Origin of the sequence: Stutzerimonas sp. S1 (genome assembly GCF_025966695.1) — a bacterium.
Lineage (GTDB): Bacteria > Pseudomonadota > Gammaproteobacteria > Pseudomonadales > Pseudomonadaceae > Stutzerimonas.
The window spans coordinates 143,514-163,010 of record NZ_JAOEIY010000008.1 but is presented as its reverse complement, the minus strand read 5'-3'; the positions used below and the strand labels follow the sequence as shown (position 1 = coordinate 163,010).

At 63.3% G+C, this 19,497-nt stretch carries 21 protein-coding genes; 6 read left to right on the top strand and 15 right to left on the bottom strand.

Going from position 1 to position 19,497, the window contains the following annotated elements:
• The first annotated feature begins 9 nt into the window (after positions 1-9).
• The 6 genes from N8H22_RS18415 (at position 10) to N8H22_RS18390 (ending at position 6,977) form a co-directional block, all read left to right on the top strand.
• Entirely contained in the window at positions 10-486 is a 477-nt protein-coding gene (locus N8H22_RS18415) for a hypothetical protein (RefSeq protein WP_264591948.1), read from the top strand.
• A 31-nt stretch (positions 487-517) separates the two neighbouring features.
• Positions 518-3,358, top strand: coding sequence for a hypothetical protein (locus N8H22_RS18410; protein WP_264591947.1), 2,841 nt, complete (start codon positions 518-520; stop codon positions 3,356-3,358).
• On the top strand, positions 3,359-3,769 hold the full coding sequence (locus N8H22_RS18405) for a lysozyme inhibitor LprI family protein (RefSeq protein ID WP_264591946.1): 411 nt from the start codon (positions 3,359-3,361) through the stop codon (positions 3,767-3,769).
• Between the two features lie 637 nt (positions 3,770-4,406).
• Positions 4,407-5,285: a lateral flagellin LafA gene (lafA, locus tag N8H22_RS18400; RefSeq protein ID WP_155551312.1), complete on the top strand. Its 879-nt coding sequence runs from the start codon at positions 4,407-4,409 to the stop codon at positions 5,283-5,285.
• A 364-nt stretch (positions 5,286-5,649) separates the two neighbouring features.
• Complete coding sequence (locus N8H22_RS18395) at positions 5,650-6,498, top strand: winged helix-turn-helix domain-containing protein (RefSeq protein ID WP_264591945.1); 849 nt, start codon at positions 5,650-5,652, stop codon at positions 6,496-6,498.
• Complete coding sequence (locus N8H22_RS18390) at positions 6,495-6,977, top strand: hypothetical protein (protein ID WP_264591944.1); 483 nt, start codon at positions 6,495-6,497, stop codon at positions 6,975-6,977. The genes N8H22_RS18395 and N8H22_RS18390 overlap by 4 nt, the downstream gene beginning before the upstream one ends.
• Before the next feature lie 72 nt (positions 6,978-7,049).
• Here N8H22_RS18390 and N8H22_RS18385 read toward each other — a convergent pair whose 3' ends face one another.
• The 15 genes from N8H22_RS18385 to fliF form a co-directional block, all read right to left on the bottom strand.
• A complete protein-coding gene (locus N8H22_RS18385) occupies positions 7,050-7,970 on the bottom strand; it encodes an OmpA family protein (RefSeq protein WP_264591943.1) in 921 nt (306 codons plus the stop codon).
• Complete coding sequence (gene motA / locus N8H22_RS18380; RefSeq protein WP_264591942.1) at positions 7,967-8,839, bottom strand: flagellar motor stator protein MotA; 873 nt, start codon at positions 8,837-8,839, stop codon at positions 7,967-7,969. The genes N8H22_RS18385 and motA overlap by 4 nt, the downstream gene beginning before the upstream one ends.
• 7 nt (positions 8,840-8,846) lie before the next feature.
• Positions 8,847-9,578 (bottom strand): FliA/WhiG family RNA polymerase sigma factor, encoded by a 732-nt coding sequence (locus tag N8H22_RS18375; protein WP_264591941.1) that lies wholly within the window; start codon positions 9,576-9,578, stop codon positions 8,847-8,849.
• A gap of 9 nt (positions 9,579-9,587) precedes the next feature.
• On the bottom strand, positions 9,588-10,052 hold the full coding sequence (locus tag N8H22_RS18370; RefSeq protein WP_165594175.1) for a flagellar basal body-associated FliL family protein: 465 nt from the start codon (positions 10,050-10,052) through the stop codon (positions 9,588-9,590).
• 37 nt (positions 10,053-10,089) lie between these two features.
• Positions 10,090-11,253, bottom strand: coding sequence for a flagellar hook-length control protein FliK (locus N8H22_RS18365; protein WP_264591940.1), 1,164 nt, complete (start codon positions 11,251-11,253; stop codon positions 10,090-10,092).
• Between the two features lie 8 nt (positions 11,254-11,261).
• Positions 11,262-11,585 (bottom strand): hypothetical protein, encoded by a 324-nt coding sequence (locus N8H22_RS18360; RefSeq protein ID WP_264591939.1) that lies wholly within the window; start codon positions 11,583-11,585, stop codon positions 11,262-11,264.
• Positions 11,569-11,964: a flagellar export chaperone FliS gene (gene fliS / locus N8H22_RS18355; protein ID WP_008567510.1), complete on the bottom strand. Its 396-nt coding sequence runs from the start codon at positions 11,962-11,964 to the stop codon at positions 11,569-11,571. The genes N8H22_RS18360 and fliS overlap by 17 nt, the downstream gene beginning before the upstream one ends.
• The gene (gene fliD, locus N8H22_RS18350; protein ID WP_264591938.1) at positions 11,961-13,226 is read right to left on the bottom strand and encodes a flagellar filament capping protein FliD; all 1,266 of its coding nucleotides are present in this window, start codon (positions 13,224-13,226) and stop codon (positions 11,961-11,963) included. The genes fliS and fliD overlap by 4 nt, the downstream gene beginning before the upstream one ends.
• A gap of 281 nt (positions 13,227-13,507) precedes the next feature.
• Complete coding sequence (locus N8H22_RS18345; RefSeq protein WP_264591937.1) at positions 13,508-13,948, bottom strand: flagellar protein FlgN; 441 nt, start codon at positions 13,946-13,948, stop codon at positions 13,508-13,510.
• The gene (gene flgM / locus N8H22_RS18340) at positions 13,945-14,220 is read right to left on the bottom strand and encodes a flagellar biosynthesis anti-sigma factor FlgM (RefSeq protein WP_264591936.1); all 276 of its coding nucleotides are present in this window, start codon (positions 14,218-14,220) and stop codon (positions 13,945-13,947) included. Before flgM ends, N8H22_RS18345 begins: the two co-directional genes overlap by 4 nt.
• 99 nt (positions 14,221-14,319) lie before the next feature.
• Positions 14,320-14,745, bottom strand: coding sequence for a flagellar FliJ family protein (locus tag N8H22_RS18335; RefSeq protein ID WP_155551319.1), 426 nt, complete (start codon positions 14,743-14,745; stop codon positions 14,320-14,322).
• Positions 14,742-16,076: a flagellar protein export ATPase FliI gene (gene fliI, locus N8H22_RS18330; RefSeq protein ID WP_264591935.1), complete on the bottom strand. Its 1,335-nt coding sequence runs from the start codon at positions 16,074-16,076 to the stop codon at positions 14,742-14,744. Before fliI ends, N8H22_RS18335 begins: the two co-directional genes overlap by 4 nt.
• 1 nt (position 16,077) lies before the next feature.
• Positions 16,078-16,776 carry a flagellar assembly protein FliH gene (gene fliH, locus N8H22_RS18325; protein ID WP_264591934.1) on the bottom strand — a complete coding sequence of 233 codons (699 nt, stop codon included), beginning with the start codon at positions 16,774-16,776 and terminating at the stop codon, positions 16,078-16,080.
• A 1-nt stretch (position 16,777) separates the two neighbouring features.
• The gene (locus tag N8H22_RS18320; RefSeq protein WP_155551321.1) at positions 16,778-17,845 is read right to left on the bottom strand and encodes a FliG C-terminal domain-containing protein; all 1,068 of its coding nucleotides are present in this window, start codon (positions 17,843-17,845) and stop codon (positions 16,778-16,780) included.
• Positions 17,817-19,493 (bottom strand): flagellar basal-body MS-ring/collar protein FliF, encoded by a 1,677-nt coding sequence (fliF, locus tag N8H22_RS18315; RefSeq protein ID WP_264591933.1) that lies wholly within the window; start codon positions 19,491-19,493, stop codon positions 17,817-17,819. The genes N8H22_RS18320 and fliF overlap by 29 nt, the downstream gene beginning before the upstream one ends.
• Positions 19,494-19,497: the final 4 nt, after the last annotated feature.

Genomic DNA, 19,497 nt, shown 5'->3' with positions numbered 1-19,497 from the left:
AACCAAACGATGAATATCAACCTCAAGAACCGTCGTCCCGTTCACCACTTCGCGCGCCAGGTACTGCTGTTCATCCTGTCCGGTGGCTATCTGGTTGGCTGCGCCGCCCTCGAACTAGAACCTATCACTTATCAGGAAGCCCTCACTCGGTATCAGGAATCAGGGGGTATCGAAAATTATCGCTGCGCGCTGGTTCCAGCCGATGACCAATATCGGGCCATGCGTGACGCCCAGCCGATTGCAGTCGAGATAGATGAAGTGTTGTTCGTCAAAACTGCCGGCACCCTCCAAGAGTTGCAACGAACCAATATTACCGAAACCCGTACGGCCTACGCCGCTGATGGCATGGCTGCCACGCTCACCATAGTCCGGCAGTTCGATTATTCGGAGTACAACGAGTCGGACGACCGGCACGTTGACTTCGCCTTTGAGGCGGATGGAAAGACAGAGGTCTACAAGACCTTCGGAGCGGCCTGCGGCCTCTAAGCGTTCAACACGACTACAACCAGGAACGGACATGACAGGACGTCGCTACAGAATTGTTGAAAGTGTCGGAAACCGCACCGAGGATGTACTCCACTACGAAGACCTCGCCAAGCATCACCCCTCATCAGGGCGTGAGCCAAACCGCGACTACGGGACCATCAACGGACAACTCGAAGAGGTCCGCCATATCGGTGGCCGCACACTTATCAAGAAGGATTTCGTGCTGCTCGTTAATGGCAGTAACCAATCCATCCCTGTTCCCAGCCCCCTGGCCGGCTATGCCAAGACCAACCGTGCTTACGGCACGCTGCAGATCTATGACGCCCGGACCAATGGGCAGCTACTCGGGCAAATCCTGCATCTTCACCCGACATTCAAAGTCAACGATGGCGATGCCATCACATACGGTCAGCATATTGGCCTGCAAGCCGGAACGGACAGGGCGGGAGGACAGAGCTACGCCATCCATGTCCATGCCGAACTCGAGGAAAATGTCTTCAAACGGTATATCGCGGACATGGCCAATGGCACCCTGAGCCCCGACGACGAAAAGCCAATAGCGCCCGTTAGTGGCAACGAAAACGGTACCAAGGGGGACTGGTGCTACCCCTGCAAGCCCTTAGCAAGCCATTCGTTGCAACCCCTGACCGCGCTATGCAAGGCCCAGGCAGGCTTCTACCCCATCGGCGGGAATGGGCTGTGGCATGGCGGCATTCACTTCGACGGGGGCACGTCCGGAGCCTTCGATCAGAGCCGCGTCAACTGCATCACCCATGGCGAAGTAGTCGCTTATCGTATCAACGATGAATACCCCATCAGCACCTACGCCGGCAAACCGCCGCTTCAGATACGAGCCCCGTTTTCCACCGGCTTCGTGCTGGTCAAACATACCCTTCAGGCCAAGGCGTTCATTACTGAGAGTGACTCGAAAGCGAATCCGCCGGGGTTGACAATCTTCAGCCTGTACATGCACCTCAAATGCTGGAAAGACTATCGCCAAGACGAGAAGCTGGAGCGGCCGTCGTTTTGGGCTTCCGGTGTGTATACCGTTAGTACCGGCGGCGGCGAGCTCAACGTCAGAGCCGAAGGCCGAATTAACTCACCTGTCGTGGGCAAGCTCAGTAAAGGCGCCCAGATCCGCGCATCGGGCGAAGGCGAGTTTCTCAAGCTCGAACAGGTGATTAGCGACAACAACGAACCAGCGCTGACGCCACAGGCAGATGGGACGATGCCTGGTTACGTCTCTTCTTCCTTTCTAAGGGCCCAATCACAACCCAAGGCCCTGGGTTCCGTGGTGCTTCTTGAACCACCTGCGCCGATCAAGGCAGGTGATCTGATCGGCCATCTAGGCAAGTACCAGAATCAAAGCGATGGTTTACCTCAGGAGTTGCTGCATCTGGAGGTCTTCAGTTGTGAAGATGTGCCAACATTCCTAAGCGAAAGCCGCAAGTGGGCGCATAGCCTGCCCGAGGAGAAAAAGACGCTGCTTAAGGTCCACGCGGACGCCAGCAAGTTGATTCATCACCGGAGTGACATCAATAGCGAAAACCCGCCGAAGCAGGCCGATGAAGGACAAGAGGTCGGCGTCGACCTGATCCTGCCGCAAAATCTGCTGGATGCGCTTCCAAACGAAGCCAAGATCAAGATTCCTGCCAGCAACACAGCAACCGATCCTTCACGCGGGACCATTTGGTGGCGACTTGATGATCTGTTAGCCGGCAAGGACGGACGGCCCATCAGCGGCTGGCTATCGGAACAGGAGCTGATCACCACCCGCCACAGTCCCTGGGAGTGGGAAGGCTTCGAATGCCTAGAGGATGCCGATCCGCCCAGCTCAGGACTCGCCTACTACCTCAACGCGGAGCTTCGCCTGTCCGACGATGAGAAAGCCAGCTACCGGGGCGCTATCGACCAGGCCGACAAAGGTCCGGTGCGCAGCCGTCTCTACAACATCATCGACACCGACCGCGACAGCAAGATGACCTCCCAAGAAATTCAGTTGGCGCAGGAAAAGCCTTGGCACGCCCAGTCCATCTCGCAGCTCATCACGCGGCATGAAAGTGAGTGGTTTTGGAATGCGGCGCGTTGGGACGAGCTCGATGAGCTGATGGGCCACAGCTCCGCTGATCCCAACCAGAACTGGGCCGAAGAGAAGAATCGCATCAAAACTCTAAGCTGGTGGGGCGATATCGCTGGGAATCACTCTATCAGCGCGGATGGAAAAGCTTGGCACTTCCAACCACTGACTCTTATCAGTGTGTTCAGTACTGTAGCGAAGGTCGCCCCCACGATTAGCGAAGGAAAAATAACATTTGACGCTGAAGGGAATAACATCCCCACCTCTCCGTTCTTCAGCCGGGTCGTTCACTGGCCTGGAAACGATCTGTCGGGGGTCACTCTCGGTCGCGGGTATGATATGGGCTTCCGGACCCAATCAGAAATCTACAACCATATGAAAAATGCCGGAGTCGAACACGATCAGGCAACTAAGATTGCTCAGGCACATGGAAAGAAAGGCGCGATTGCTCAGCAATTTGTAAGGGAGAACAAAGCATCCATTGGGGAAATAACCCCCGAGCAGGAAATAATCCTTTTTAACATTACCTATCCGAACTACGTGGAACGTGCTATCAGAAACTACGACCACTGGACTGCGAGCGAGCCCGATAGAACCGAATGGAACAGTCTCGATCAGGTCGTCAAAGATGTGCTGGTAGATTTCGTCTATCAAGGCTTTACCAAGGGGCCTAACCCGATGAAGGCTGGGATGAGAAATGATAAGGGTGAATTGATACGCTACGTAGAGAATACGCCTGCTATCAGCCAGTATGAGCCAGGGCGAAACAGAGCTCGATACCTCAGGAACAGCTAAATGTTCAATACCCGAAATACAATTCCACTTTTTTTTATTCTATTTGTGCGCCCAGCATTTAGCGATGATGTTATAAATCCATGTGAACGGATTGAAGCATCTTCTCAGATAGCACTATGCGCACAGTATAACAAAGAACAATCTGACAACCTGCTTAATTCATCGTACAAGGCCACCTTGAATCGCATCAGGTTCCAGTATGAAAACTCGCCTTTGCTAGCAGGCCAATATATTTCCCTGTTAAAGGCGGCGCAGCGAGCATGGATCGATCTGCGAGACGCAGATTGCAAGCTTGAAGCCTTTGAAATAGAGGAAACCGCGGAAGCCTACCAAGTAACGATTGATAATTGCATTTCTAGAATGAGTGACGAAAGGGCGGGTTATCTCAATCGCATCGCCCCTAATATATGAGAACCGCTGGAAACAACCGGGCACACCCGTCGTTTTCTAGATATTGCGTAGACCGCACTCACGCTGATATCCGTCACGCAAAAACAAGGGGCATCTTATTGCAATCACCCCACAACCCTGCGCTAGTTGAGCACTGCCCATAAACCGCTACAAGGACGTACAGATACGATGACTGCACCCAACCCGACGGGGGTGTCTTACTGGCGGCCGTGCTGACTGAAGCACTCGGGGGTCTTTCGTGGACTACCCGAACCTACCCAAGCACGAGGCGCCTGAGTCTGCAATCACCTTGAACAGTGGAAACGCCACCCTGCGACAAGGCTGCTAACTGGAAAACATGGGACAAGAAGGCAACTCCGAAGTGCGCGCGCAGGCCTCCCGGCTCGCCAGCCAACGACCATTCCCACTGCCTGAAAGGCGAAGATCCGATAAGCGGCACCGCAACGGTGCCTGCCTTGGATGCGCACGTGCCTACAGAGGCGGTCATCCGGTGCAACCGCAGAGGCTTCTTGAAGGAACAGAAGAAAGAGAAATTTTTGGCGCCAGGATTTAATCCTTCGCTTCGGGCCGTCGCCTTACCCTTCCAGCAGGCAGTCAAGCCAGCTCCTACAGCCCACTTAGCACGAAGGAATTCATCATGGCCCTGTCCATTCATACCAACTACTCCTCGCTGACTACTCAGACCAGCCTGACCAAATTCAACAACGCTCTGTCGACCAACCAGCAGCGCCTGGGCACCGGCCTGCGTGTGAACTCCGCTGCCGACGATGCCGCCGGCCTGCAAATCGCCACTCGCCTGAACGCCCAGAGCCGCGGCATGGCTGTGGCCATCCGCAACACCGGCGACGCCACCTCGATGCTGCAGACCGCTGAAGGCGCCTTCAACGAGATGACTGACATCGTTCAGCGCATGAAGGATCTGGCCACCCAATCCGCCAACGGCACCAACGCCCAGGCTGATCGCGATGCGCTGCAGGCCGAATACGACGAGCTGGGCAAAGAACTGGCCAACATCATGACCAACACCAGCTACGCTGGCGAGAAGCTGTTCGGTCTGGACGGTGCTACCGGCAAGTTCGGCGCCGCTGCCGTCAACTTCCAGATCGGTGCAACCACTGCCGAAAAACTGGAACTGGACGTCACCACCGCTTCCGCCGCACTGGGTACCACCCTAGACGGCCTGTCGAGCAACTACACCACTCCGGGCACCGCAGGCACTGAGATCGCCACCGAAGCCGGCGCCAACACCATGATCGATACCCTGGCCACGGCTCTGGATGACATCGGCTCCCTGCGCGCCCAGTTCGGTGCCACCATCAATCGCCTGAACCACACCAGCAACAACCTGGCGAACATGAAGGACAACACCGAGATGGCCAAAGGCCGCATCATGGATGCCGACTTCGCTATCGAAAGCGCCAACATGAGCAAGAACAGCATGCTGATGCAGTCCGGCATCTCGATGCTCAAGCAAGCCGGCCAGATGCCGGGCATGGTCATGGGTCTGTTGGGCTGATCGCCTGCTGACGATCGGCCTGCTGCAGGCCGATCACCCGGACAAACGAAAACGCCCCGAATGCTCGGGGCGTTTTCGTTTCTGCTTCCCGCCGCCGTCTATCCGACGAATGGAGGAGGCGATGCCAGAGGCGCTCGACGATATCCGTTAGAACACGCGAGAGCCTTGATTTGCGCGGCTTGGGGACACCTCGCCGACCAGTCTTGAAGCCATATTTGGGTGCGTATGATATCACCGTGCCATTACTACATAAAGCTAAATGCCATCATGGCTGCTTGTGTATTCAAAAAAACGGCGCCAATATATTGCCGATCTGTTCACATCAATCTTTTGATCTCAATCACAGCTCCGCCGATCAGGCTCCATGACCTCATCTCTGACCCACTCGGCCACCGATGCCACTGTCCGTCCCCTGCTGAAAACCGGCCGCGAGGGCTGCAAGGCTCGCTTCGACAGCGCGCTGTACCAGCTGGTGCAGCACTACCCTGATCGCATCGAGAAGATTGACCTGGGCTTCTCCGGCAGCCGCGTGCTGGAGCGTCTGTTGCAGACACCCGGTGAAGTGGTTTCCCGCGAAGAGCTGCTGCGCCATGCCTGGGAGAACCGGGTGGTAGGTCAGGGCAGCCTGAATCAGCAGATCTATACCTTGCGTCAGCTGCTGTTCGACTCCGGCAACCAGATCATCCAGACGCTGCCGCGGCGCGGCTACCTGTTCAATCCCAATTACCTCGCGGCCGGCCACGAAGCGGCGATCGTGCATCAGCCAATCGACCCCGTACCCGCGCCAGCCGAAGCAACCAGCGTGCCGCCCGCGCAGCCGATCACGTCCAGCCCGTCGCGGCGTTGGTCCTGGCCATCGCCACTGCTGGCCGGAACCACGCTGATGACACTGATAGCAGTCGCCGCCCTCGGCTATCGCTTTCTGCTGGCGCCCAAGGGGCCATTCACGCACACGCAGGGAGTCGGCGCGCTGCAAGTCCTGTACGTCGACAAAAGCCAGCGTCTGCTGGATGCACTGGTGATGGAAACCCGCGAACTGGTGGCCACCATCGCCGCCATGAACATCAAGCCCACGCAACTGATCGTCAATATGTCACCTGGCTTCTATGAAATTCGCTGTGTGCATAGCAACGGCCAGATCAACTGGCTGAAGGTGCACAAGAGCCGACTGAACGCGATTCCCAACCAACAGCTGCAAGGGTGCCTGCAATGAGCATGCATAACGAAACCGGTGTCATCGGCAAACGCATGCTGCGGGTGATGGTGCCTTCGGCACTGGCGCTCTGGGCACTGGTCGCGATGGGCGCTACCAGCAGCCTGGCGCCACGCCTGGAAGGCCACTACAGTTCGACCGGCCAGGTGCTGATGAGCAATGGCGAGGTGGCCAAAGTCACCCAGAGCCTGGTCTTCAACGACGGGCGTTTCTACTCGATGACCCGCAACGCCCCTACCGTGGTCGAAGCGTCGGGGCGGATCGAAACCGACCTGCTGGGTCAGGCGCGACTGGTGGTCGAAGAAGGGCAGATCAGCGGCTTCGATGCGCGCAGTCAGCTCGACGACGAGCTCGTCTTCAACCTGTTCTACGGCAAGCACAAAGGTGCGCGGATCACCCTCGAGAAGATCGGCGCCTGCCTCTATGGCGTAGAAACCCAGCAGGTCTACTGCGCCGATCACGCCAGCGCCCGGCTCTGAAGCAGCCCCCGGCCCAATTGATCCCGGCAGCCACGGCTGCGGACCTCGGTGACAGCAGCTGCCGACAGCGGATCACAGCGTCTTGTCGGCCGGCTCGCTGAAGCGGGCACCACTCTCGGAAAAGTTCACGCGCCCATAGCTGTCGCCGAACAGTTCCTTGTACAGCGCTTCCGCCGAATCGGTCAGCAGGAGGATTTCCACCCGCCGATTGGCACCGTTGAGCGGGTCCTGCGGGTGCAACGGCATGACGTCAGCCTGTGCAGTCACCTGCAGCACCGCACGCTCCGGCAGGCCGGACGCCACCAGCGCGTGGCGTGCGCGCAGGGCGCGATCGCCGGAGAGATTCCAGTTGTCGTAACCGCTCTGCTGGCGATACGGCGTGGCATCGGTATGGCCGCTGATGATCAGCTTGTTCTCCACCTTGGCCAGCACCCCGGCGAGCACGTCGAGCAGCTTGCGGAAGTGCGGATCGAGGATCGCGCTACCACGCTGGAACATGAAGCGCTGCTGGTCGTCCTTGATCAGGATGCGCAGCCCCTGCGGCACCACATCGACCTCGATATTGGCGAGCGCATCAACCTCGCTGGCGACGTTCTTCATCAGTTCGGCGAGCTGCTGCAACTCGGCGGTGGAACCGTAGTGGCGGCTGCCTTCCACGGCCTCCTGCGGCTTGCTCGCAGGCGCGGGCTCGGCCTGCGGCGCGCGGATCGGCACGCCGTCCAGCTCCAGCGGCGAACGGCTGGTGCCGTCGAAGATGCCGGCGCCGCCGTCCACCAACGGATTGCTCTCCTGCTCGCCGTAGGCCGGGTTGTTCATCTGCATCTGCGGCTGGATGATCCACAACACCATGAACAACGCCATCATCGCCAGGGTGAAGTCGGCGAATGCCACCTTCCAGGCGCCGCCATGCTCGTCGCCGTGGCCCTTCTTGCTGCGGCGCCGGACGATGATCTCGTGCTCTCCGCCGCCCTTGCCCTTGCCTCGGCTCTTCATGCCGCGTCCCTTTCTTCCTCGTACTGGTTGACCCAGACCTCGAGTTGGCGGAAGGCCGGCTTGACGTCCTGTTCGATCAGCTTGCGTCCGGCATCGACCGCCAGCAGCGTCGGCTTGCCGGCCAGATGCGCCACCAGCGTGGTGCGCACGCATTCAAGCGCCGACAGCTCGGTCTTGACCCGCTGACCCATGGCGTTGGACAGCGGCTCCATCAGGCAGTAGCAGAAGAAGATGCCGAGGAAGGTGCCGACCAGCGCCGCGGCCACATGGGCGCCGATCTCCGCCACGCTGCCGCCGATGCTGCCCATGGTGATGATGATGCCCATGATCGCGGCGAGGATGCCGAAGCCCGGCATGGCCTCGCCGATCTTGAACAGCGAGCGCGACGGCTGCAGCAGGGCGTTTTCCATGGCCTCCAGTTCCTGCTCGAGGAAGCCCTCCAGCTCGTGGGCGCTGATCTTGCCCATGGCCATCAGCCGGAAGTTGTCGGCGATGAACGCCATCAGGTTCTTTTCCTTGAGGATCAGCGGATAGCGCGCAAAGAGGTCGCTCTCTTCCGGTTCCTCGATGTGCGAATCGAGCACCTTGAGGCCGCCGACGTCGACCATTTCCAGCAGCTCATAGAGCAGCATCAGCAGCTGGCGCTGGAACTCCTCGCCGCGGCGCTCGTAGATGAACACGCCACGCATCTGCGAGAGCATCTCCACCAGCACTTCCTTGGGATTGCCCACCACCAGACTGCCGATGGCGGCACCGAGGATGATCACCACTTCCGCCGGCTGCCAGAGCACACTCATGTCGCCATTGGCCATGGCATAGCCGCCCAGCACACAACCGACGATGATCAACGCACCTAATACTTTCTGCATGACGTCTCTAGTTTCTCTCGGTTAGGAAGCGACAGGCCTTGCCGATCGCCTGCTTGCTCAGCTGACAGACCCTGGCGTCGGTGACTTCCAGCACCAGGGCGATTTCCTTCAGGCTCAGCTCATGCTGGTAATAGAGCGTGAGCACCAGGCGCTCGCGCTCGTCCAGCTGGCTCAGCGCCTGTTCCAGCAGCCGTTCCTTCAGCAGCCGCTCCTCGAACAGCTCGGCGGTGTCGGGGAAGTGCTCGTGACCGCTCTGCAGCAGCTCGTCGAGGCTCTCGATGGCCTCGGACGAATCGGCCCAGAGGAAGTCCTGATAGTCCTTGTCCTCGAGGCCGGTGAAGGCCTTGATCTCTTCATCCGTCGGCGGATGGCCGAGCTGGCGTCCCAGCTCGCGAATGGCATCGCGCACCTTGTGTGCCTGCTGGCGCACTTGCCGTGGCCGCCAGTCCTGCCGGCGCAACTCATCGAGAATCGCCCCGCGGATGCGCAGCGCGGCAAAGCGCCCGAACTGCTCGTCCGGCTCGCCGTAGCGACGCAGTCCCTCGAGCAGGCCCATCATGCCGATCTGCTCCATGTCCTCGCGGTCGAGCACCTGATTGGCCTGCAGCGACAGCTGCCGGACGATGCGCTTGACCAGCGGCAGGTACTGCATCAGCCAGCGCTGCTCGGCCCCCGGGGCGAACAGCACCGGAGCGCTCGGCGCAACGCTGTAGTGATCGACGGGGCAGGTGGCGCTCATGGCGGGGCCTTACTGCACGATCAGCTTGTTGACCAGCACATGCTTGAACGGCACCGCGGCGTTCTTGCTGGCGAAATCGGCGAACAGCGCATTCTCCAGGCGCACCTGCAGCTCGCCGATCTGCAGCCCGCGCAACTCGGCGAACGGCAGGCCGGAGAGGTAGGCGACCACCGAATTGCGCACCAACGGTTCGACCTGGGCGAAGTTGACCGGCTCGTCCTCGCTGGCTTCGGCCTGCAACGCCAGGTCGAGCACGAAGTAATGCTCGCGCCCTTCGTCCCGCACGCTGACGATCACCTTCGGCACCGGGAAGAACTCGTAGGCCACCGGCTCGGCCGGCTCAGGCACCGACGCCTCGGTCGACGCCAGCGCGCCCGCGGCTGGCTTGAACAGCCAGTAGCTGATGCCCACGCCGGCGGCGAGGGTCAGCACGTTGAGCAGCAGCATCAGCAACACCAGACGGGACGTCTTCATAAAGCACTCGCAATCAATAAGTTACGGTTGAATCCGGTCATACGGTGACCAGCACATCGGCGGCCCGCTCGCGGCCGCGCGCCTGCGAGGCCGGCTGCTGCGCATTGGCCGCCGGCAGCGGCAGGTCCTCGGCCAGCGGCGCACGCGGCTGGCCGCGGCCCTGCTGGCCCTGACCGTCCGCGCCGACCTGTACGTTGACCTGCACGAAGTTCTGTCCCACCAGCTCCTGGCGCAGGCGGTCGCTGGTCTGCTGCAGCAGGCGGGCAACATCGGCGTGCGCGGCGGTCAGCTGAACATGCAAGCGGCCAGACTCGTGGCTGAGGTGGATCTCCAGCGCGCCCAGCTCCGGCGGATCGAGGCGGATGGTGGCGCTCTGGATCTTCTGCTGCAGCTGCAGCTCGACGTTATCGCGCAGCGCCTGCAGCATCTGCTCGCCCCAGCGTGCCTGCGGTGTCTGCAGTTTCAGCAGGCGTTCGCTGCCGTGCAGCGCTGACGGCGCCGGACGCTCGCCGGCGGCGCTGCTCGGCTCCGCACGCTCGCTGCCTTCGCCGGTGTTCAGCAAGGCGTCCAGCTGGCTGGCGATCGCCGGTTCTGCCTGCTCGAGACCGACGACCGCCGCAGGCGCAGACGCTGCCGGCGCCTCGCTGGCCATCCGCACCGGCGGCATGTGGGTTTCGACGAGTGCCGGTGAGCGCTCGGGCGTGACATGAACCCGCGGATCGACCGGAGCCGGGGCCGATGCCACCGGGGCTGCTACCACGGACGCGGGTGCAACCATGACCGGCGCCGGCGCGACCGCCAGCGTTACCGCCACAGGCGGCACGGCTGCCGTCGGCGCAGCGACATCGCGGGCCTGCACCTGCGCCTGCTGCTGGCCGAGCATGCCGAGCAGCCATTGTTCAGCGGTCAGCTCCGGCGCGCTTTGCTCAGCGGCGCTGCCGTCGGCAAGCGCTGACGCCACCATCGGCGCTTCGCTCGTCTGCTCCGGCGGTGCCGTCGTCAGCAACAGCGCCGACAACTCGACCTGTGACGCTTGCTCGACATCCGCCGCGCGCGCCATCTGTGCGCCGAACGCGCCGGGCTGCTCGCCCATGCCAGCGGTGCCGGAATCGAGCGCCGATGCCGTAGCGGCGGTGCTGGCCGCCGCGAGCGGCTGAGCGGGACGCGGCGGCGCGCCGGTCGCCGCCGACATGCCTGACATGGACTGAATCACCGTGGATCTCCCGCTTGGAACAGCTCGACGCGCTGATAGGCTGCACGCCCTTCGGCGTACTCCAGGTGATTCACCAGCAGCTGGCGCAGACGCTCGCATTCCTCGGCACAGGCGACCCGCGCCTGGTCGTGCAGCTGCTTGAGCAATGCCCGCGCAGCCAGGGTCGCCTGGTCCGGCTGCTCGCCTTCGGCCAGCGCTCGCAGGAACTGGGCGATGGCGCCGTCCACCATGGCAATCGCTTGCCAGTCGGCACGCTGCAGGGCCTGTTGCAGTTGCTCGTGCAGCTGCTGCAGGCGCTGGGCATCACTTGCGAGCGGCACTGACACCCTCCCAGCCTTCGCGCAGGATGCTGAGCAGATTGGTCACTTCATCCAGCCCTTCCAGCGACAGCGTCACGCTGACATCGGAGAGGCGGTAGATGCAGTACTCGTAGAGCCGCGCCAGGCCCTGCACCACCTCGCCGCCGTTCTCTTCGTCGAGCGCGCCGTTGAGGCCGTTGAGGATGTTCATGCACTTCTCCAGCGACGCGCCCTTCTGCTGGTAGCGCTTGTGCTCGATGTGGCCGCGGGCGCGGGCCAGCTCGTCGAGCAGGCCGTCCATCAGCACCAGCACCAGCTCGTAGGGGGACGCGGCAGCCGCACGGGCCTCCAGGTCCACCGCGCGGTAGCTGTCGTAACTGTCGTTGGGGAGATAGGTCATCCGAACATTCCTGAGGTCTGCTCCATCGACTGCATGGTCTGCATCATCGTGGTGAACTGCTTGAGGTAGCGGGAGTAGTAGCTGTCGTAGCGCTGCTGCAGCTTGTCGAACTGGTCGTCGATGCGGCGCAGGTTCAGGTCCAGCGTGTCCATGCGGTTCTTCAGCATGCCGTTGGCGCTGCTGGTGTAGCTGGCGACCGTCTTGTCGATGCTGTCGAGCATCTGGTCCTTACCGGTGAATAGCGCCTCGAAGGCTTCCGGCTTGGCGGCGACGGCGGCCTCGAAGCGGGTGGCGTCGATGGTCAGCTTGCCGTTGCGGTCGGAGCTGATGCCGAAGTCGATCAGGCTGACGCCGCCGAAATCGGTCCGCAGCAGGGCGTTCAAGCGGCCCTCGATGGAGCGCACGCTGGCGTCACCGGCCAGCGGGCCGCGCGCGCTGCTTTCGCTGCCGCTGGCGGTGAGGCTGTCGAGGCTGCTCATCAGGGTGTTGAAGGCGTCGATGAAGCTCTGCGCCTGGGCCTTGGTCGCCGATTTGTCCTGGCCGACGGTCAGGGTCAGCGCGGCATCGCTGGCGCCGTGCACCTTGCTGACGGTGAGGCTGACGCCGTCGATGACGTTGTCGAAGGTATTGCTGGCGCTGGTCAGCTCGATGCCGCCGCTGCCGAAGCTGCCGCCCATACGGATGCGCGCATCCTGCGCGGTGGACAGCGTGGTGCTGGTGGCGCCGCCGGTCAGCCCATAGGTGAAGGCATTGGCCGCGCCGCTCTCTTCGCTGGTGAGCACCAGATTGACCTGACCGTTGCTGCGTACCAGCGTCGCCTGCACGCCGAGGCCGGCGTCGTTGATGGCCTTGGCGGCGTCGTCGAGCGTGGCGTAGCCGCTCAGGTCGAAGGTCTGTGCATTCAGGGTCAGGGTGCCGCTGAGGCTGCCATCGGTCAGGCCCTGCACCGCGACCTGCTGCTTGCTGGCCAGCTGCTCGACGTAGAACTGGTAGCTGCCGGGCTGCGCGGTGGTGCCGACGGTGGCCGTGGCGTAGCCGTCCTGGCTGTAGGTCGCGCTGTTGACCAGCATGCTCGAGGTGCTGCTGTTGAGCTTGGTCAGCGCCGACTTGAACGTGGTCAGCGACGTGCGCAACTGGCTCAGCGCGTCACGCTGCGTCTTGTAGTTCGATTCGTTGCGGTTGAGCCGGTCCAGCGAGGACTGAACCTCGTAGGTGGCCAACTGCGTCGACATCTGCTGTACGTAATCCGAATCTATCGCCATTGCCGATCCCCTTCCTCAAACCTGTTGAGCAAATTGAGTGCCAAGTCTCAAACCATTGATTTTCAAGGGTTTTGCTTGGCTCATGCAGAAAATCTACTTCCGCCCGGCCAGCGCACGCGGAAACGGGGAAACGCCGTTTCCGCCCGCGACGATAGACGGACCATCTCTTTGCAAGGGCGGCGCAGGAGGGGGATTTCTTAAGCCGGCGGAACGCTCCGCGGCGCAGGGACGTACGTGTCAGCCCAGCCAGAGGGCGCCGACGAAGGGCTGTCTAGCGGCTGTTAGTACGCCTGCGGGCCGTACAGGTGGGTCTGCTGATGAGCGGCGAGCAGCTGCTCGAGAATCTCGTGGTGCATCGCCAGCAGCTTGCCGTTGCGCTCGTTGAGCTGCTGGCACTCGGCCGCCAGCTGGCCGAGCTGTTGCCAGCGCTGTTGCAGCGCGGCGCGACGCGCCTCGGGATAGCCGTTCAGCAGACGCTGCATGCCGTCGCCATCCTCGCGCAGGCGGAAGGCGGCAAGCACCTTGCCACGGCGCTCGGCGCGCCCGCCGAGGCTTGCGACATGACGGCCAATCTGGCGGTTGAGTCGATCGATCTCGACGCTGTCGCGTTCCAGCAGGAAGGTGTAGAGCGCCTGCATCAGATCGCGCAGGGCGAGGTAATCGCCACAATCCTGCTGCAGATCGTCGTCGACGACCTGTAGCAGCTTGTCACGCTGGTTCACGCATCATTCCCGCGATGGTAGGCGAGCATGCTGCTCGCCAGCTCGGCCGGGTCGCTGGACAGTTCGCCGCGCTGCAACGCCTGCTTGAGCGCCGCGACGCGCTCCAGATCGACCTCCGGCATGGCGCGCAGGGCTTCGTGCATTTGCTCCAGTGGCAGGCTCTCGGCCTGACGAGCCGCAGGCTGCACGGCGGGTGCGGGCGCCGTCTGGCGGGCCGTGGCGGCTTCGCTGGGGACGCTGAGGGCGGGCTTGAAGTGCCGGCTGATTTCCATGATTTCTTTCCAACTCGGTGGTTACAGCCAATCAGGCGACCGCCCTGGCGCAAAACTTAAACGCGATTTTCACACAGCCGCCGCCAGCGCGGCAGTCGCTCATCCCGCCTGGTTGCGCCACCAGGCCTGCGCCGCTAGCCCGTCCTGGATCTTCTGCTCCTGCTGCGCCAGCTGCTGCTGCCATTGCTGCATCTTGTTGTCGATCACCTGCGCCACCACCTTCTCGCTGCGCATGGCCTGCAGCAGCTCGCTCTGGATGCGCGCCAGCGCCTGCTCGGCCACCGCCAGTTCGCGCCGCTGCAGCTCGACCATCTTGTACAGCGTGGTCTTGTAGCGCTGCTGGTTGTCGCGCTGCAGCGGCGTGTTCATCGGCACCGAGAAACCGCACAGGCGGCTCAAGCCGGTGATGTTGTTGCGATAACGCTGGCAGAGGTTCTGCTGGTACTGCACCTGGCCGAGCATCTGCCGCACGCGGTTGCCGCGCAGGCTGGCCAGTCGCGACAGGGTTTCGATCTGCTGTTTCATCGCGGCTTCCCGATGATGTTCTGCAACGTGGCGATGCTCGGCTCCAGTTCGGCGGCCTCGCCCACCTCCTGACGCAGGAAGCGTTCGATGGTCGGCGCCAGCTGTACCGCGCGGTCGGTCTTGGGGTCCATGCCCGGGGTGTAGCCGCCCAGCGGGATCAACTCGCGGATCTTCTCGAAGGTGCTGTACAGCTCCTTGAGCTGGCGCGCCGCGCCCAGATGCGCCGGCTGGCCGACCTGGCTCATGCAGCGGCTGACCGAGGCGCCGACGTCGATCGCCGGGTAGTGCCCGGCCTCGGCCAGGCGGCGCGACAGCACGATATGGCCATCGAGAATCGCCCGCGCGCAGTCGACGATGGGATCCTGCTGGTCGTCGCCCTCGGCGAGCACGGTGTAGATGGCGCTGAGGCTGCCGTTGTCGCTAGCGCCATTGCCGGCGCTCTCCACCAGTTCCGGCAGCATGCCGAACACCGACGGCGGATAACCCTTGGTCGCCGGCGGTTCGCCGAGGGCCAGGGCGATCTCGCGCTGGGCCATGGCGTAGCGGGTCAGCGAGTCGACCAGCAGCAGCACGTCATGGCCCTGGTCGCGGAAATAGGCGGCGATGCTGTGGCACAGCTCGGTGGCCTTGAGGCGCATCAGCGGCGATTCGTTGGCCGGCGCGACCACCACCACGGCCTTCTTCAGGCCTTCCTCGCCCAGCGAATGCAGGATGAACTCCTGCACCTCGCGGCCGCGCTCGCCGATCAGCCCGACCACCACCACATCGGCCTTGGTCTGCCGGGTGATCATGCCCAGCAGCACGCTCTTGCCGACGCCGGAGCCGGCGAACAGGCCGACGCGCTGGCCCTTGCCGAGGGTCAGCAGGGCGTTGATCGCGCGCACGCCGACATCCAGCGGCGCCTCCACCGGGCGGCGCTTGAGCGGATTGACCGAGGGCAGCTCGGTCGGCAGCGGATCGCGCCCGCCGAGCTTGCCGAGCTCGTCCAGCGGTTCGCCGAGGCCGTTGACCACCCGGCCGAGCCAGGATTCGTCGATCTGCAGCATCGCCTCGTCCGGTGCCGGGAACACCCGCGAGCCGGCACTCAGGCCCATCGGTTTCTTGAACGGCATCAGGTAGGTGATATCGCGGTTGAAGCCCACCACCTGCGCTTCCAGCATGGCGCCGTCGGCCAGCTCGACATAGCAGCGCTGGCCGGTCATGCGCTGGCAGCCGAGGCTTTCCAGCAGCATGCCGGAAACGCGCACCAGGCGTCCGCTGACCTTGGCCAGCTGCACCTTGTCCAGCGAGCGCAGCGCCTCGTCGAGCCGGAAGCTCTCGCGCAGGGACATCTCAGGCCGAGTCCCGCATGTGTTCGGCGAGGGTGTCCATGCATGAATCCAGGCGCTGCTGACAGCCGATGTCGGCTTCGGCCTGGGCGGTCAGCACGCGGCACTCGCCGAGCGCCAGCTTGTCATCCGGCACCAGACGCCAGGCGGCGGCGCGCTCCGGCGCCAGCTCGCGGATGCGCGCGCACTCCTCCGGGTTGAGGTGAATGCGCACGTCGTCCTGATCGCCGGGCATGGCGTTCAGCGCTTCCTCGGCAAGGGTCAGCAGCTGGGTGGGATGCAGGGTCAGCTCGCAGCGGATCACCTGCTTGGCGACCTTCTGTACCAGCTCCAGCAGCTCCTCGCGACGCGCCTGCTGGTACTCGCGGTGGAAACGATCGAACGTCTCGATCAGCCGCTCCAGCGGTCGCGCGGCAGCCTCGAAGGCCTGGCGCCCCTGCTGACGCCCCTCTTCGCGGCCGATGCTGCGACCATCCTCGACGCCGCGCTCGAAGCCCTCGTGGTGACCGGCCTCGCGGCCCTGCTCGAGGCCCTCGCGGTAGCCCTTGTCGATGCCTTCCTGAAAACCGTCGGCAACCGCCCGTTGCAGCGCCGCCGGATCGCCGGCCAGGCCCTCGGCGAGCTGCGCCGGGGTCTTGACCCGCGGCGGGAACCGGAACGGCCGCCAGCTGCGGCCCGCGCCCTTGACCACCTTGACCGTCATCTCATTCCACCGTCTGTTCGCGGAACAGCTGCACCTGCAGCTCGCCATCGGCGGACATCTCGCGGACCACCGCCATGATGTCCTTGCGCACCTGCTCGACGCGCGACAGCGGCACCGGGCCCTGGCGGCGGTTGATCGATTCCATCTGCTGCGCCTGGCGCTTGGGCATGGCACCCTGGATCGCCCGCACCAACGCCGGCTCCGCACCCTTCAACGCAACCACCCACTCGTCCAGCGGGATGACTTCCAACAGGGTCTGCAGCACGTCCTGGTTCTGCCGCGAGAGGATGAAGAAGTCATACATCTCATCCTCGATCTTGCCGACCAGCTCCTCGTTGTGCGCGCGCAACAGCTCGAACATCTGGTCGCGGTTGCCCTTGAAGCGGTTCATGATGTCCGCCGCCTGCTTCACCCCGCGCACCTGCGAGCCCTGGGTGCTGAGCACCTTGAGGCTGCGGTCGATCAGCTGCTCCAGTTCGGCGATCACATCGCTGTTGACCTCCGACAGGTTAGCGATGCGGTAGAGCAGTTCGTCCTGGCGCTCGGCCGGCATGCACTCGAGCACCTCGGTGGCCATGCCCGGCGGCAGGAAGGCGAGGAACACCGCCTGCATCTGCGCGTGCTCCTTGGCGATCAGCGCGGCGAACTGCTTGGGATCGAGCCACTCCATCTTGGCCATCTTGGCGCGGATTTCCTCGCCATAGATCGAGTCGAGCAGCGAGCGGGTGATGTCGCCACCCAGCGCCTTGCCGAGCATGCCGGCCAGGTAGCTGCGCGAGGCGCCCTTGATGCTGCTCTGCTCCTTGTAGTCGTCGAAGAAGCGGCTGATCACGTCGGACACCATCGGCTGCTTGACGTTGGACAGCCGCGCCATCGCCTGGCTGATGCTGATGATCTCCTCGCGGGAGAAGTTGCGCAGGATGCCCGCGGAAATCTCGTCACCCATGCTCAGCATGAGGATCGCCGCCTGCTCCAGCGAACTGACCGAACGCAGCTGCACCGGGCGCGCCTTGATCTCCTTGGCGGACGCGGTGTCCTGATCAGCCGGCTGGGTTGAGGTCTCTTTCATTGCGCCCTATCCAATGCTTGATGACTTCCGAGACGCGCTCGGGATCGTTCTTGGCCAGCATCTGCAGATGCTCGATCTGCAATTCCAGCCCCGAACCCGGCGCCGGCAGACGGATCTCCGAGAGCGGGTTGAGTTCGCCGAAGATGTGTGGACCGCCCGGCTCGCGCGGGCTGACCAGTGCCGGCCGCGCCTCGCTTTCCAGGGCCGCGGCCACGCCGGCCGGATTCAGTGTGCCTTCCAGCGGTTCCGCCGCCGGCAGCGCTGCGCCGCTGCGCTGGGTCAGGTTGCGCACCGCCGGGCGAACCACGATCAGCAGCAACAGCAGGGCGATCAGACCGGCCACGCCGAGCTTGGCCAGCGCATGCACCTGGCTGTTCTCCCACCAGGGCAGCGTCTCGGCAGCGTCTTCCACCGCCGCGAAGGGCAGCACGCTGAGGGTCAGCAGGTCGCCACGCGCCTGCTGGAAGCCCACCGCGCTGCGCACCATCGCCTCCAGCTCGGCGCGCGCCGCCTCGCTCCAGCCGCCTTCCGGCGCCGCGGCGGCATTGAGCACCACCGCCACGCTCTGCTGGCGCAGGGCGAAACCGGCGTGTTTCACATGGACCACGCTCTGGTCATAGTCGAGCTGCCGGGTGGATTCCTCGCGCAGCGAGGTGGCGCCCTTGGTCTGCTTGTCCGGCGTCGGCGGCTCTTCGCCTTCTTGCAGCGGGCCGACCGGTCGGTTGCTCAGCGAACCGGGCACACCGAGGGCCAATTGGTCCAGCGCGCTCTCGTTGCTCAGCACCTCGCGGCGCAGGCGCGGGGTGTCGCCGAAGGCCTGGAAGGTTTCTTCCTTCTGGCTGAAGTCGATGTCCGCCGCCACGCTGATGCGGTAGTTGCCGTTGCCCAGCACCGGCGCCAGCACCTGTTCGATGTTGGCCACCGCCTGCTGCTGGTAGTCCTCCACCGCGCGCCAGTTCTGCGCCGGGCCGCCGCCGACGTTGAGCCCACGCGACAGCAGCGCGCCGTACTGGTCGACCACGCCGACATCTTCCGGCTTGAGATTGGGCACGCTATTGGCCACCAGATTGACGATGGCGCCGACCTGATCGCTGGTGAGCTTGTAGCCGGCGTCCAGCTGCAGCATCACCGAAGCCTTGGTCGGCGCCCGCTTGCTGATCACGAAGGAGCTGTTCTCCTCCTGCGCCAGATGCACCCGCGCATGCTGCACACCCTTGAGCGCCATCACCGTGCGCGCCAGCTCGCCCTCCAGGCTGCGCTTGAGGCGCACGTCCTGGACGAACTGGCTGGTGCCCAGCGGCTCTTCCTGATCGAACAGTTCGTAGCCGGCCGGCTGGCTGACCTTCACGCCCTTGGCCGACAGCAGCATGCGCGCCTGCGCCAGCTGGTCCTCGCGCACCAGAATCTGTCCGCTCTGCGGATGGATGCGGTACTGCAGGGCCTCGGCGTCGAGTACCTGCATCACCTCGGCGGCGGGGAACGACTCGCCGGCGCCGTGCAGCGCGCGGAACGAACCGTTGTCGCGCCAGAGGTAGAACACCACCGCCACGGCCAGCGCCGCGGCCACCACCGCCATGCCGGCGAGGGTGATGCGCGGGTCGGGTCTCAGCCCGCCGGCGGGCAACTTGCTTTTGATTGTCTGCAGCACGTCT